This window comes from Methanohalobium sp. (genome assembly GCF_018609725.1).
GTDB lineage: Archaea > Halobacteriota > Methanosarcinia > Methanosarcinales > Methanosarcinaceae > Methanohalobium.
Genome location: NZ_JAHENT010000132.1, coordinates 1 through 15137, shown reverse-complemented (window position 1 = coordinate 15137; position 15137 = coordinate 1). Strand labels below are relative to the sequence as shown.

Genomic DNA, 15137 nt, shown 5'->3' with positions numbered 1-15137 from the left:
GTCTGCTTATCAGCACGGAGATGGTTCTTCTGGGTCAGATACATGCATTATACAATCGTTTAGCAAAATACTTATACTTTTTTTGACTCTTTGTTATACCACGATGCTAAAGACATCGTGGTTTTCTTCATCTTTATAAAAAGAGAAGGTAGAATTATTTTATCAATGTGTATCCTTCACTTCCAGCTCCAATTTTTTCTGCAGCATCAACCTGTATTTTCGGATCTACGCCCCAGACATCCTTCATAGTGGATTTAGAACCATGTTCCTCCATTTTGCTGTTTATCAAATCAATACTTGCCATATCGATTGCTACAGGGTCTTTGGATGCAAGTATTCCGACATCTTTAGAGAAACTGGGTGTATAGAATCCGAAGCAATCACATCCTAGTGTGAGGTCAAATATCCAATTTATATAACCAATTTTTTCTGATAATGAATTAATAGTTGCTATTGATGCTTCACCTATCCGTTTTTGCAGACCTTCTGTAAAGTTTTCAGGCGGAACAATTGCTCCTTCTGGACAGGATTCCACACAAAAACCTTCACCTTTGCAAAGTTCAGTATCAACTACAGCTTTCTCATTTTCCATCTTCAAAGCGCCCCATGCACAGATATCTATGCAGGTTTCACAACCCACACATTTTTCAGGGTCTATTGTAGGAATGCCTACCTCGTGGCAGTCAGTTTTACCATCCTTGTCAAGACATCCCATTCCTACATTTTTAACTGCTCCTCCAAAACCGGTGGCTGGATGTCCTTTTACATGAGACAGTACAATCATGGAATCTGCTTTTGCAATGGCTGATGCTATTGTTGTCTCTTTTAGTTCTTCTCCATTGATTTCAACGGTTACACTTTCATCACCCAGTAATCCGTCACCGATGATAACAGGGGCATTCATACTCTCCTGTGTAAAACCATTCACAGAAGCAGTCCAAAGCGCATCTGCAGCGTTAAACCTCATACCATTATAAAGAACAGTTGTATCCACTACAAACGGTATTCCTCCTTCATCTTTGACCATGTCAACAACAGCCCTTACTATTGCAGGGTGTATATGTGTGGTATTGCCATACTCTCCAGGATGAATTTTTATTGCAACAAGGTCTCCTTTTTCTACCGGTGAAATATCTGGATATAACTCTTTTACCTGATCTATCTGTGTCTGGTTTGGACCGATAGAATCTACTGGTTTAAAATATACATTACTCATGATTAACACCCATTCACCTTCAATGCAGTCAATTAAAAAAAGATTTGCTATTGAAATAGAAGATCACTAAAAAAAATAAATATCTACCCGTGAAATTATCACGGACAGGTAATTTTTTATTCTGTAGATGGAGGCCAGTTTTTATCCATCCATCCGGGTATACGACCTGAATCTGCAGGTCCTATAACAACGTTTGCTCCAGTTTCGTCCTCGACATCACCCTGCAAACGTGCTGCAAGTCCTGGAAGTACCAACGTTTTGTGATTGGTTTGTTCTTTCAGGTCAAATTCTGATTCTTCCAGTCCTTTTTTAATCTTTGAAGCAGTCAATTGTCCACCTGCAACTGCTGCTTCTACACCGATTCCTTCTGTATCAATTGCTGCAAGGTAACAATCAATATCATTGGAAGCCAAGTCGCTTTCAACCGTATAGTAGGTGAGTGCAAAATTTGTGGTTATAATTACAGGAGAATCGGCAGTTGGTGAACCGACTTCATATACACCCGGGTCTACCATAACTGGTTTACGTGGGTCGGTATAAATTGTATCCCGCATATGCAATTCCGGCAACATGGCATAGGGTTCAGTACTGTGAAGCAACATTATATCGCCGTATTTAATTATAAAAGTACAGGCAAGCACAGTTTCCCAGTAGGATGCATTTACTGTATCCTCATATACCAACCATGATGTAAGAGGTACTGACATTAGCGGGAAGGCAATTTCACGGTCTCCATTAATTCCGGCTCTTCTAAGTTTTATGAAATTATTGAACGTGTTCCTTAACTGTGTACCTGTAGGATAAGTACCCGGATCAAGGACAAGGTTTTCCATGCCCATTTTAGTAAATGTCAAAGCCATGGATTTAAGCAGGTCGAGGTCTCCTGGTGCAAACAATGTAACCGGTACACCATAATCATTAGCAATGTCTGCAACTTCCTGCCAGTTATCTTTATTTGCAGCATAAATCAGTGGATTTCTATCTGATGATACTTCAAGTCCGGCTCTTAATACCTCGGGATTAAAGGAACAAAGTACGATAGGGAGGTTAGTTTTCTCCATAACCTTTTTTACAGTTTCTGAGAATTGGCTGGGTTCATCTGATACGGAACGGATTGCTATAGCATCAGCGTTAAGGAATTGCCCAACATAGAATTTCTGGAAATTTTCAATATGATCAACCCTTTCTGCAAGGTCATTTTCATCCATTGTGTCCCATACATCATAGGTCAGAACCGTCTTGTTGAAAAATGTGAGTTTATGTCGGTATAAAACATCGTCTCCACCGATTGTTACTGCCTTATCACCTACACCTATATCCACTTCACGGATTTCTGGTCTTAGCAGTTCCTGTAGATTTTCAAAGTTTTTTTTCTGATCATCTCTGAGAATTGGTTCACAATCTGTTAGCTCTGCAGAACGTTCTATTAACCGGGATGCAAAAGCCATGCAAGTGCTCTCACCACATATTCCACAATTATCTCCCGGGAGGTATTTATACGCCTGAAGGGGACTGTTTATCTTCATTAATTACACCTCCGCCCCTATCCAATTACTGATGTCTATATCCTCTGCTTCTTTTGTTCCAAAGAGCGACTGGGTTGCTTCTTTCAATACCTGTACTGATGTTGGATGCATCATCATGAACAGGTCGTTACCGGCAAGAGCCAGTGCAAGACCGGTTGATATTTCCCATATAGGTCCTCTATACTCTCTTGGTCCCCAGTCTGAATCATTTTGTATTGGTGACTCCTTCATCCATGATTCACGTGCACCCCATGCGTTGGTTGTTCCTGATGACATTGGGAACGTGAGTTCATCATCACCTGTTAGTCCGGCAAGCCTTATCCTTTCCATGTTGGTATAGGCATAATCCAGACCGTAACCAAGTGCTGCTGTTGTTGGATCCATAAGAATGCTGTCTCTTGGAACATTGCATTGGGTCATGAGTTTCCTGTTAAGTTCTTTTTGAGCATTGATTTCAAGTTGGGTCCATGAGAGAATAGCGTGTCCATGATCGGTTGCTGCTTTAGCAATGCGTTCATAATCAAGATTTAGACTTGCAGACGCAAGCAGAGCCCTTTCGCCCTCTGCAACTTCTGCCGCCTTTTCAAGAACTTCAGGATCTTTGTCAGGATTACCAGAACCACCTATAACCAGAGGCACATCAACAGCCTGCAAAACATCCTCTACAACCTTTGATGCTTCTTTTGCTGATGTATCTTCTATGTTGGGGTCTGTTGATACCAGATGAATGGTTACCATATCAGCGTTATATTCATTTACTACTTTCTTTGCCCATTCTGCAGGGTCATCCATAACATCTTCATAATTTGTTCTTACGGACTTTGCCATACTTATAGGCAGATCAAAAACATCCATTGTGACATAATTTCTGTGAGGCATTTCTGCATCAAAATAGTATGGAAGTGCATTTTCTCCACCAAGTGTTATGGTATTACCGCGTGAACCTCCATCAGAAGATGTTGCACCTAAAGTTACTTCTTCTATTGTATGTGTCCATTCTTTTACTGGGGATACTTCAAAACTGGATGAAGCAAGTTCGGACAATCCTGTTTTTGCAGCAATTCCCTCAGCAGATGGTGCTTCCTGTCCTACAGCACCCATTGACGCACCAAATAGTTGGTCTACCGGATATCCCAACAATTTTGCAATGTTTGCTATATGCAGCGAAACCTGTGCTGCTTCATATCCCAGCGCATAGGATAGATTGGGATCAAGACCTACACCACTAACATCGAATTCTATATCACCTTCGATGTTAACACCTTCAAGTGCTTCCACATCAAGGTCCTTTAACATCTCAGTAAGGTCTGATAATTTCATTTTTTTTGTCATATAATTTCCACCATCTAAAATGCATTGTTAATAATAGGTTAAGGCACAAATTAAAAAGATAATTTGTATATAAAATTGATACAACTTATAGATTCAAATCGTTTGCTATTTTATTTATCTCTTTTATAGCAACCGATTCATCAGGCAAATCAAACAAAGGAAGCCCTTTTAAATCCCTTTCTTCAATGATTTTATCGACAGGTACTGCACCGAGCAATCTCAAATCCAAATCTTTTGCGTTTTGCTCAATCAGTTCACGATTGCTTTCTGTAACCTTATTGGCAACAACATATACATTTTTGACTTTTGTCTCAAGTTCACCAACCAGTTGGCTTATACGCTCACCCGTCTGCATGCCTCTCTTGGAGCCATCTGTTACAACAATCAGGTCATCGATTTCAGGGATTAATTTGCGGCTGAAATGCTCAAGACCCGCTTCTGTATCTATTATAACAGCATCATAATTTGTAACAAGTCTTGTCATTATTCCCCGAAGCAGGTTATTCACATAACAATAACACCCGGGTCCTTCTGGACGACCCATGACCAGCAGGTCATAGCCATCCATTTCATTTATAGCCTCATATACCTTGGATTCCAGTACAGATTCTTTATTGCTATCTGGAGGGAAATTATCTCTTTCATTGAGCATGAATTCCCTCATCTCACCAAGTGTATGATCTATTTCACATCCAAGAGCATCAGGAAGGTTGGTATCAGGGTCTGCATCAACCGCCAGTACAAGATTGTCACCTTTTACAAGATGACGCATAAGCATGGCGGTTATTGCAGTTTTCCCTGTACCGCCTTTACCTGTTACCGCAATAATCCTGGTCACAAAATTCCCCGTTGGCATCTACATTTATTCCTTATTTTTCACAATAATCCGATCGATTGAAACTTTGGCATTTTTGAGGGTTACTTTAACCCCGCCACTTGATGCACTTGATGTCCATGAAGGTGCACTCGGCATGGAAGCTGGCATCTGGGTCATATACTGAGAAGGAGCGGATTCTGGTTGTTCTGGTTGCTCTTCTTCAGCTTCAGTTTCTTCTTCTTCCTCAGACCATCTTTCAATTACTGGATGTTCAGTTTCTTTGAGATAGGTTTCCAATTCACTGATGTCACCAACATCTTGTTCTGTTGGTATTTTGTTAACAACATCTTCTGGTATATAATCGACAACTTTCTCTTTGAGGTGGCTTGGCATCCATACAACTCTGTCCCATCCACCATCTGCCTGCAAGAATTTTGGTGAACGGAAATAGTTTATACCTATACCAAGGAAACCTACTACCTGTTTACCTCCACCGGTCTGTCCTGCCATTGTAGAGAATGGAAGACCATTTGGTGCGTTGCCAGTGAAATCTCTATCTACCCATCCGATACCATCTACTTCAGGGATGTAGAATCCTACTACTTCAAAACATCCACAGGATGTATGTGGGTACTCAAAGAATGAATGAAGTTTTATACGGTCAAATTCTCCACCTGAAAGTGATTTTGCAGCTTCATTGACTCCTGAATACTCCCCTCCTACTTCATCAATAACTTCGCCTTTTTCAATAGGGAATTGTGGACCTTCAGGGTCTACTTTTGCTGCTGCCCTACCATCAAACCAGTTTATAGCTCCACATAGGGATATTCTGTCAGGAGTTATAACACATACATTTGATGGTGCAAATGACTGGCATAAAGTGCATCCATAGAATGTATCCACATCTTCATCATGGAGATTTGCTGTTCTTTCATCACGTTCCTTATAAATCTCCATTGCATTTTCAAGTTCTTTATCTATTTCTTCAGGGTCTGTGATGTACACTGCTTCTATTTTCTCAATAAATGAAAGTTCATTCTTAAATAGCGACATCATGGCCGCTGCCATCTGTTCGAAGGAGTTTAAACCTTTATTAACAGCATCTTTGCTGAGTCTGACCCAGATATCATATCTCTGATTGAGATGCATTACACCCTGCATGTAATTATAAAAATCATGATTGCGGCGTTCTACAATAGCCTCAAGGTCTGGCTCTACAAGTTCGCCCCCTATTTTATAAATCATTGCAAAAGGATACCTTGAACCCTCTTCCATTTCAGAAATATCAGGTCCTATCAGGGTGAATTTGCCATCTTCTATTTCATCTGAATCAGTTGCTCTAACCAGTTCAAAACCCTTTGATTTCGGACCGGCGAGCTCTACATACATGTCGTTCTTTCTAATCCTTTCTCCTTCAAACATCGGAGATATTTCAAGTGGGAATTCTGCCATGTTTTATTCTCCTCTTTGCGGATTACAGGTTTTCTATTAATTCATCCAGTGCTTCAAGATGTTTTTCATCACTTAAATTACCAAATGACATCGTAGCATTTTGCAGGTAATGTTTATCAATGGATATTGTCTTGAGATTTGTGAAGTTTTTGAGACCAGATAATACCTGATTTATATAATACTTTTTGTGTCCCAATATAATCGCCATATCGTAGCATCCATTTCCATCAAGACCTTCCCAGTTAGGATCACATAGATACAATCCCAGTGAATGGATATTGATATATTTGGCACTTACACCTTTATCAACAAGTTCTTTTATGGAATGACCTGTGGCAGCCACCGGTATCCCAGCAGTTTTTGCTATTGTGACTGCACGATCAAGTACTTCTTTATTTTTAAGCAGGTCAGCACCTACAACCATCAGCGGTCGTTTTGCTTTGGAGATGGTTTTGGCTGCTACTTTTGGCTGTACAGGTTTTGCGTTTTTTGTGCCCCATGTAGTGTACACACGTGTGTTCTTAATTGCATCAACCATGAATTACGCCTCTTTGCAGAGTCTTTTTACATTAGTCGGCTGTGATGAAACATCAAACTTCATGCTTGGGCCAGAAATTATTTTCTTTTTCTTCCAGTCAATTTCCCAGCCGTGTTCAGATTCCAGTTTCTTTAGCAGGTCTCCACGTTTTGTAAGCGGAAGATCGGTTTCAGTTCTAACAAACTGATACCAGTCCTCTGGCATGACACCCAGATATTTCTCGCTCAATTCTATGTAGTTTGTAAGTTTAATCATACGACCCATGTTGTTATCGCTTGGTCGCATACAGTTTTTGGCAAGCATCGGCATCAGTTCTTCAACTGATTCAACTGTGCTCAGCAGGAATTCTGGTGATGGTGGTATTTGAAGCTCTTCACCATTTCTTGCATCATAAACCGTCCATTTATCCTTATCGTAAGGTTTACCGATAAGTGCTCTTCTGTATTTAGAACCATGAGGTCCTATTATTACAGGTATTCCGAATCTGTTACATCCTGTAGCAATTGAAGATGCTTTCTGTGAATATGCACCCCAAGCAACACCTACTGCACCTATACGGTTCAGGATGTAATCAGCGATTTCTTCAAAATTACCAGTTACGTTTCTCTGAGCAAAGATTGATGCAACTTTAATCGCTGTTCCGGTTATGTGTGAGTTGGATACACATGAACCTACATTCAGGAGATTTCCTTTGATGAATTTTCCAGGATACTCCTCATACAGAGTGTTGCCATCTTCGTTCCTGTACATGCCAAGATCCATTGCAGAACATCCGGAAACCACTACAATGTAGTTTCTTTTAAGCATTTCATCTGCAATCCTGTAAAGGTCTTTTGTACCTTCAGGATAATTAGAACAGCCTACCAGCGCAATGATACCTGGTGTAGTTCCAAGTACAAGATTTACACCTTCTTCCCGTATTTCAGGGTCACTTACCTGTCCTCTTCCTGACCTCAATTTACCTTTTTCTTCACGTATTACCCTTTGAGCGGACTTTTCAATAACGTTTAGGACTGGTATGTCCTTGGGGCAGACCTGTTCACATCTTCCACATGCCACACATTTATCATGAAGTTCTTCAAATGGTGCAAAATCTCCTGATTCTGCAGCACTCATTGCATCACTGATTGAAAGATTGGTGGGACATACAAGTTCACATTCTTTACAGTGAACACATCTTTCTGTAAGTTCTTGCAGTTCTTCACTTGTTGGAAGTGATTTTATTCCTTTCTCTTCACGTATTGGAGCCATGTCCATAGCAAGACGTGGTGCAAGTTCACCTAGCTTATCAAAATCAAGTATAAGTGCACCCGGCTCATTCCCAGACTCGAGGTCTCCCAATATTTCATCCACATTGTCATTGGAGCGATCTTTGAGACCATACATTATTTTGTCATTGGTACTTATCACAGGGATTGAAAGTCTTTGAGCTTCCCTGAGTATATCAGCCCTGACACATTGTTCATCAACAACGATGACATCAGGTACTCCTGAACGTATCATTTTCAATTCTTTTGCCAGACTACCGATAACCTTTGATTTGGGTTCGTCTCCTTCATCCGTATTGTACCGGGTCATATCAATTGCTGTACAGCAGAGTCCAGCAATCTCTATATCATCTGAAAGACCCTGTTCATCTATATAATCTATTATATTGGTTACACCTGAAACATTGTGTCCAATAGTAAGAAGCATTGGTTTCGATGAATCGATACATCCCATTCCGATTTCAGCAAGTGGTGATTCTGGATCCGATTTAGGCATCTTAAGACAGGATATCTGAGCGATGTCGGAAATTTCCATTCCTACATGGTCAAGCATACCCCCATGAAGAGCTTTTGATTCAAAATCAATTGCTTCTCCTTCCTGTCCCATGTGAATAGTAGCCAGAAGCTGGGTTATTTGTTCTTCTACATAATCCAGTGCTTTTTCAAGGTCTCCGAGTGTTTCAGGCTTGTAACCGGTGACAGTTTGCATCACAGGCGTCTTGAGGTTTGATGAACCTACATCTATTGGATGGTCTCTACCATATTTTTCAATAAGGTGGTGAAGTAGATGTCTTCCATGACCCGTATGAGCTGATGCACCTGTTATCACACGAAGCAAAAACTCACGCGCCTGATGAGCTTTCATATCGATACCACATGCACCTTCTTTATTGCCACTCAGGTCACATTTACCGAATGTACAGTAGCAGCACTGATCACACATTGGTGTATATATTGGCTCATATCTGTTAAGAAGGTTGAAATCCCAGTGTCTGAGTGATGAGATGCCAGGTTTTGGTGTTACACCCATCTCCTCTTCAGTTTCTTCCACTTCTTCTATTGCACCGACAATATTCTCAATAGTTACCTGAACATTTTCCAAGTCTTCAATTGAAAATTTGCCTGTTGTTACATTACTCATGTGTATTTTATCCTCCTGATTAGAGATAGCGAAGTATCAGTTTATAAAAATTGTATTTGAAAAGGTGAAAATCTATAAATATATCACGAATCTAAATTATTGTTTAAGACTTTGTTCCTAAATGTTCCAATGAATATATAAATGTTTCCCTTAATTTATCATGATTATATTAGATAAATTTGCATTTATTAACAACAAAAAGTTATACATATCCATAAGGAATAAGACATACCATTAATTACATGAATATCCTTAAATAAAGGATGATTTTTTAGTCCTTATTAATTTCTATAAACCAACATCATATTAAAGCAAGACATCCAAAAATTAGAAAATATTTTATTAGACGTAACACGTTGGATATATGGAGGATAACTTGAGCAATAATTGCTGGATATGTGGGAAACAGGATTCAACACTGTTCAGATGCAGATTCTGTGGAAAAACCTTCTGTGTAGAACATAGACTCCCAGAAAGACATGCCTGTGAAGGGCTTGAGCACCAGAAAAAATACGGTTTCACTAAAAGCCCTGGTGATGGTAGTAATTATTCGAATTTTGACACAGAAGGTATATTCAAAAATATGTTTAAAGAAACAGCAAAAAAAGCTTCCAAAGGTTTAGCTTTTAGTTTTTTGAACAAAATCAAAAAATGGGCTACTAAAAGCCCTACTATAGCAATTATAATTATCTGTATAGCTTCATATATCATAGGAAACCTGATAATAACAAATGTCATAGGAATAAACTATTTTGCCTTGCTGGGTCTTCCTGCTAACATTTCCCAGATACTGGTAAAACCATGGACAATTCTTACCCATATTTTTGTGCATTCTAATTTTGCGCATCTGTTTTTGAACATGTTTGTATTGTTCTTTTTTGGAAATGAATTCGAAAAAAGGTTTGGTAAACAGAGATTTTTAACAGTCTTCTTTCTGGCTGGTATCTTTGCATCAATTGGGTTTGCGTTGATTACTACCACACCATTCCCTCTGGTTGGTGCAAGTGGTGCAGTTATAGGTATATTCGCCGCACTCGCAATACTTGTACCAGACCTTCCAATTTTTGTATTTTTTATACCGATGAGAATAAAACATGCAATCATCCTGCTTATAGGTATAGAATTCTTGTTCTTTATAGTAAATACGCAGGATATGATAGCCCACAGCGCCCACCTGATAGGTATGGTAGTGGGAATCCTCATGGGTTTCTGGATAAAGAGAACAATATCCATGTATAGAACCAGTACAAGGAATGAATATGTACGAAGGTGGTAATATGGACGATGATTTACGCCATCTTACCAAATATTTCCCCAGACCCAAAGAAGGAGAAGAAATTCCTGTCCAGTTTATAGAGTTCCAGAAAAAAATTGCGGCATGGTCTCCAAAAAAGAAAAGGACTCTGTATTTAGAAGACGCAGCAAATATTGAAGGGTTAAAACGTATCCGTGAAACAAACCTATTAAAGGTTTATAACTGGATTTCAGGTCATGAAAGCCTTATTGAACTGTCAAATGAAGAACGCAAACAGTTTGAAGAAACCATGGAACTATTTCTAAGACACGGTGGAGAAATACGTTATACACGAAAAAAAGTTGGTAGAAAAATGGTGAACCAGTTTAGATTGGTTAAAAAAACTGTGTTTAATAATGTAAAGAAACAATGTCTTGCAGAAAAACTCTGATAGTGTTACATTTATTAACGGTCATTAAAGAATGATAATTATGGTAGTTATGATGTAGTGGGAGTGCAACAATGAAACCTGTTAAAAGCGGCTTGAATTCTATTGTTAAATACCTCAGTACAAAAAAGGAAACAGGTAGACGTAATATTGGTCTTCTGGTAGATGGACCCAATGTGCTCAGGAAAGAATTTAACGTTAATCTGGAAGCCATCAGAGATGTTTTGAAAGAATATGGTAATGTGAAAATAGGGCTTGTTTTCCTTAACCAGTATGCTTCTGAAAAGCTGGTAGAAGCCATTGAAAACAACGGATTTGAACCTGTAATATGTTCAAGTGATGTTGACGTAAGGCTTGCTGTAGAGGGAACCGAAATGGTATGCAACCCCAATATTGATACTATAACTCTGGTGACACGTGATGCCGATTTTAAACCTCTTTTAAATAAAGCAAATAAACATGGAAAAGAGACAATATTGTTTGGAGTTGAACCAGGATTTTCACCCGCACTCAAAAATTCAGCAGATTATGTTATAATGTTAAATACTGAAGAGATGAAATTAACACATCCTAATAATCTGGATGATGAAAAACACTCAGTAAATGAATGATTATGGGACATACATTATTCAAATGCCATGTGTTTTGATATCTTTTATCATCTCTTCCATTTTGTCTCTTGAGATTCCGTGTTTTATATCTGTGCAGTTTTTAACTTTCTCTTTCAACTCACACAGTTCATCATGTTCCAATGAATAACCCATACTTTTGACAATACCTTTAAGAGCTTTAATTCCAGTGTGTTTACCGACTATCAGATTTCGTTTCCCACCAACAAGTTCCGGGTTAAAAAGTTCATAAGTTCTGGGATTTTCCAGTATTGCCATGACATGAATTCCGGATTCATGTGTAAATGCATTTTTACCAACAATTGCTTTGTTTACTGGTGGTGTGATATTTGCATAATATTCAACCATTCTGGATAAATCTGTAAGACCAGTCGTATCATATCGGTCAATATCATATTCCACTAGCAGACCCATAAGCACTTCTTCCAGTGGTGCATTACCTGCTCTTTCACCGATTCCGTTTACAGTTGTATGAAGCTGTTTGGCACCGGCTTCTGCAGCCATCAGAGTGTTTGCAGTTGCCATACCCAGGTCATTGTGGCAATGTATGCAAATCGGTGTGTCCACTGATTTATTAATTTCATTTACAAGATGGTAGGTGGTACTGGGATTGAGTACACCGACTGTATCAGCCAGACTTACATAATCCACCCCATAATCCTGTGCTCTTAAAAATACATTCTTAAGAGTATCCACATTTGTTCTGCTTGCATCCTCTGCAGCAAACCTCACTTCAAGACCATGATCTTTTGCATATTCAATAGTATCCAGCGCACATGAAATCATTTCTTCACAGCTTTTGTTATACTTATGAATTAGATGAAGGTCAGACATGGCTACAAATATACTGACCATATCCACGTTGCAGTCAAGTGCAGAATCTACATCACTGGTCAAAGCCCGGGATAGACAGCATGTTCGAGCGTCTAATCCCATATTGGATATCTGTTTAACAGTATTTTTTTCATCCGACGAAACCACCGGAAATCCAGTTTCTATCACTTCCACACCAAGTGAATCAATCTGGTTTGAAATGTTCATTTTCTCCTCTTTGGTGAATACAACACCTGGCGTCTGTTCTCCATCCCTTAAGGTAACATCACATATTTCGATATCAATCGGATTTAAATCAAGGTCATTAATTAATTTATTTTCGGAATATGAGTTTTCTTCGATTTTGGACATGATATCCATCCCAGTATATCATTAATCATACAAGAAGAGTATGTATAATAGGTGGAGATTTTAACATAAAATATTTGCTATTTTTTTATAGATCAACCATTACTTACGTGCCTTAGCTACTTTATTTGCAATCTGTGCCGCAAAAGCACCCGCAACAAAACCAGCGTCTATATTAACTACACTAATTACCGAACACGACTGGAGCATTGACATTAATGCCGCCTGTCCCGATCCTCCTGCTCCATAACCTGTAGATACCGGAAGCCCTATTACAGGAACATCTATAAGCCCTGAAACAATTGTAGGCAATGTTCCTTCCCTGCCTGCAGCAACAATCACAGCGTCAACTCCTGTTTCTTTAAACCTTGAAATTTGAGGGAACAATCTATGGATTCCTGCAACTCCTACATCATAAGCAGTTATGGTTTTGCATCCCATTTCAGAAGCGACTATGTTTGCTTCTTCAGCAACTCCCACATCAGTTGTTCCTCCTGACAGAATCCCCACAACACCACCTGTTTCAGGACATTGTGTACCATTATTAATTACCGCTGCATTTGCTCTTTCGTTCCACTCAATATTATCAGATTCAAAATTAGACCGAAGTTTAGCTATCTGTTCAGCAGAAACTCTTGTTACAAGTACTCTGCCAGCACAATCAACCTGTTTTTTGACAATTTCAACCAAGTCATCTGGTTCTTTACCTTCAGCAAGCACAGCTTCCGGTATACCCGTTCTGCACATACGGTGAGAATCAATTTTTGCAAAATCAGATACTTCTGTATAACTCATGGTATGTATTTCATTTGCAGCACTATCTATATCCATTTCTCCATTTTGTATTTTTAGTAGTACATCTTCGAGTTTCATCCTAATAGTTGCAGGAGACTCCCCGCGCGATTTTGATGAGGAATGCGACGTATTTTTCAAATCAGTATTATCTGAGTCAGAGTTGTGCATCTTGCTGAAATTCTCCTACAGTTTTTCTTTACGTTTGGATTTTTTTTTAGTGTGTTTCCGAAAATATCCATGACACTAAAGTGTCCTGAACTTCTCTTACCCTTGACAAACCCAGTACCATCTGGAGTTTTGGTGAACTACCACTTGGCTAAAGACCAAGTGGCTTCAAAAAGAGTTTACTCCAAAGAGTCTTATCTTTTTCGGATGGTTCACACACCCACTATCAGTTATCCCTTTGAAGAAAAGGGAATCACCGACTACTTTTCTTAATATATTCAATGCTCCATTGACATCGGCATTTAGTAATTTACCAGTAGAGGACTGGAACAATCCTCTCTTGACTCTTATACCCATGTATTTTTGGTGTTTTTTAATGGGTTCTAATGCAAGAGCATCGGTTTTACTGGTATATGCCTCATCAACTTCTATACAATTGATACCGTAGTATTCACATTTTGACCGAAGTTTTTGTTTGAAGTTACCAAAGGGTATAGTTTGAAAAGTCTGGTTATTCTTTTTACCCATGTTGGAGTTCTGTTTTATGTCTTTCAGTTCTCCGATTATGATGTTGCCGATGTTATTATCTATACAATGTTTTATGATATAGTTAACACTCTGATTCATGAAATCGTTAATCTTGTTTTTCCTTTTCTCGAACAACCAGTTCAGTTTTTTACCTGATTTGATACCCTGTTTATCATATACAGACTGCAACCCACTTTTGACTTTGTTCCACCAACGGTTGTAAGACTTTAAACCCCTGCCTTCTATGATGAAAGCAGTCCCACTGGTATCCACACAGGTTGCGAAATTGTTTACTCCTAAATCTATAGACAGATGTTTATTGTAGTCTACATCGACTTTTTCTCCATTATCTCTGTACACATACTCTATCTCAAACCGTTGTCCGTTGTACATCGGGATTATCCATATTTCTTTTATGTGTTTACCTGTTATATTTTCAGGTAACTTGAAATACAGATATTTAACACCATAATTCTTGTAAAAATCTCTACTCATAGACAACCTGATGAATCCATCATCGATTTTGAACATATCTTTTGGAAATATACATACAAACTTACTGTCTTTAGGCAGGTATTCAGGCATCTTTACAGGTCGGTTGTAGTTGCCTCTTTTTCTCTCACCCAAAATCCTGAAAAACGATTTCATATTCCTGTCTACTACCTTCATGATCTGCTGTGCAACCTGTGAGGGCAGCATTTTGTAACTCTCATTTTCTTTTACCAGGTGGTAAGCGGATTCATTTTTCAGGTACTTTCAATTTTCAAAATAGTATTGTCTTGTAGTGTACAGAGTAAAATTGTACAGGTTTTAGACAATTTAGTAATCCTTTTCAGGACTTCATACTTCTGTTTATCCGCTTTGAT

12 protein-coding genes and 1 pseudogene are annotated in these 15137 nt (G+C 38.9%); 3 read left to right on the top strand and 10 right to left on the bottom strand.

Annotated elements, in window-relative coordinates:
- Positions 1–154 precede the first annotated feature (154 nt).
- From QZ276_RS08895 to cdhA, 7 genes are all read right to left on the bottom strand, one after another.
- The gene (locus QZ276_RS08895) at positions 155–1216 is read right to left on the bottom strand and encodes a DUF362 domain-containing protein (protein WP_292487241.1); all 1062 of its coding nucleotides are present in this window, start codon (positions 1214–1216) and stop codon (positions 155–157) included.
- Positions 1217–1332: 116 nt separating this feature from the next.
- Positions 1333–2742: an acetyl-CoA decarbonylase/synthase complex subunit gamma gene (gene acsC / locus QZ276_RS08890; protein ID WP_292487240.1), complete on the bottom strand. Its 1410-nt coding sequence runs from the start codon at positions 2740–2742 to the stop codon at positions 1333–1335.
- A 3-nt stretch (positions 2743–2745) separates the two neighbouring features.
- On the bottom strand, positions 2746–4074 hold the full coding sequence (cdhD, locus tag QZ276_RS08885) for a CO dehydrogenase/acetyl-CoA synthase subunit delta (RefSeq protein WP_292487238.1): 1329 nt from the start codon (positions 4072–4074) through the stop codon (positions 2746–2748).
- Positions 4075–4159: 85 nt separating this feature from the next.
- Positions 4160–4912, bottom strand: a complete 753-nt coding sequence (locus QZ276_RS08880) for an AAA family ATPase (protein ID WP_292487237.1) — start codon at positions 4910–4912, stop codon at positions 4160–4162.
- A 24-nt stretch (positions 4913–4936) separates the two neighbouring features.
- Positions 4937–6343: a CO dehydrogenase/CO-methylating acetyl-CoA synthase complex subunit beta gene (gene cdhC / locus QZ276_RS08875; RefSeq protein WP_292487235.1), complete on the bottom strand. Its 1407-nt coding sequence runs from the start codon at positions 6341–6343 to the stop codon at positions 4937–4939.
- Positions 6344–6365: 22 nt separating this feature from the next.
- The gene (gene cdhB / locus QZ276_RS08870; RefSeq protein ID WP_292487233.1) at positions 6366–6881 is read right to left on the bottom strand and encodes a CO dehydrogenase/acetyl-CoA synthase complex subunit epsilon; all 516 of its coding nucleotides are present in this window, start codon (positions 6879–6881) and stop codon (positions 6366–6368) included.
- Positions 6882–6884: 3 nt separating this feature from the next.
- Complete coding sequence (gene cdhA, locus QZ276_RS08865; RefSeq protein ID WP_292487232.1) at positions 6885–9290, bottom strand: CO dehydrogenase/acetyl-CoA synthase complex subunit alpha; 2406 nt, start codon at positions 9288–9290, stop codon at positions 6885–6887.
- Between the two features lie 376 nt (positions 9291–9666).
- Here cdhA and QZ276_RS08860 point away from each other — a divergent pair, with 376 nt between their 5' ends.
- The 3 genes from QZ276_RS08860 (at position 9667) to QZ276_RS08850 (ending at position 11583) form a co-directional block, all read left to right on the top strand.
- Complete coding sequence (locus QZ276_RS08860) at positions 9667–10566, top strand: rhomboid family intramembrane serine protease (protein WP_292487230.1); 900 nt, start codon at positions 9667–9669, stop codon at positions 10564–10566.
- A gap of 1 nt (position 10567) precedes the next feature.
- Positions 10568–10975 (top strand): hypothetical protein, encoded by a 408-nt coding sequence (locus QZ276_RS08855; RefSeq protein ID WP_292487227.1) that lies wholly within the window; start codon positions 10568–10570, stop codon positions 10973–10975.
- Positions 10976–11046: 71 nt separating this feature from the next.
- The gene (locus tag QZ276_RS08850) at positions 11047–11583 is read left to right on the top strand and encodes a TIGR00288 family NYN domain-containing protein (protein WP_292487225.1); all 537 of its coding nucleotides are present in this window, start codon (positions 11047–11049) and stop codon (positions 11581–11583) included.
- Positions 11584–11601: 18 nt separating this feature from the next.
- On the opposite strand, the gene QZ276_RS08845 is transcribed toward QZ276_RS08850, so the two are convergent.
- The 3 genes and pseudogenes from QZ276_RS08845 to QZ276_RS08835 form a co-directional block, all read right to left on the bottom strand.
- Positions 11602–12786 (bottom strand): homocitrate synthase family protein, encoded by a 1185-nt coding sequence (locus tag QZ276_RS08845; protein WP_292487224.1) that lies wholly within the window; start codon positions 12784–12786, stop codon positions 11602–11604.
- Between the two features lie 99 nt (positions 12787–12885).
- Entirely contained in the window at positions 12886–13656 is a 771-nt protein-coding gene (larB, locus tag QZ276_RS08840) for a nickel pincer cofactor biosynthesis protein LarB (protein WP_292487243.1), read from the bottom strand.
- Positions 13657–13911: 255 nt separating this feature from the next.
- A pseudogene (locus tag QZ276_RS08835) lies at positions 13912–15137 on the bottom strand (RNA-guided endonuclease InsQ/TnpB family protein); the annotation flags it as partial.

Excerpts from the sequence above, each read along its gene's own strand:
- cdhC (WP_292487235.1), bottom strand. The coding sequence starts at position 6,343 with ATGGCAGAATTCCCACTTGAAATATCTCCGATGTTTGAAGGAGAAAGG.
- cdhA (WP_292487232.1), bottom strand. The coding sequence starts at position 9,290 with ATGAGTAATGTAACAACAGGCAAATTTTCAATTGAAGACTTGGAAAAT.
- QZ276_RS08850 (WP_292487225.1), top strand. The coding sequence starts at position 11,047 with ATGAAACCTGTTAAAAGCGGCTTGAATTCTATTGTTAAATACCTCAGT.
- larB (WP_292487243.1), bottom strand. The coding sequence starts at position 13,656 with ATGAAACTCGAAGATGTACTACTAAAAATACAAAATGGAGAAATGGAT.
- QZ276_RS08895 (WP_292487241.1), bottom strand. The coding sequence starts at position 1,216 with ATGAGTAATGTATATTTTAAACCAGTAGATTCTATCGGTCCAAACCAG.
- cdhB (WP_292487233.1), bottom strand. The coding sequence starts at position 6,881 with ATGGTTGATGCAATTAAGAACACACGTGTGTACACTACATGGGGCACA.
- QZ276_RS08845 (WP_292487224.1), bottom strand. The coding sequence starts at position 12,786 with ATGTCCAAAATCGAAGAAAACTCATATTCCGAAAATAAATTAATTAAT.
- acsC (WP_292487240.1), bottom strand. The coding sequence starts at position 2,742 with ATGAAGATAAACAGTCCCCTTCAGGCGTATAAATACCTCCCGGGAGAT.
- cdhD (WP_292487238.1), bottom strand. The coding sequence starts at position 4,074 with ATGACAAAAAAAATGAAATTATCAGACCTTACTGAGATGTTAAAGGAC.
- QZ276_RS08855 (WP_292487227.1), top strand. The coding sequence starts at position 10,568 with ATGGACGATGATTTACGCCATCTTACCAAATATTTCCCCAGACCCAAA.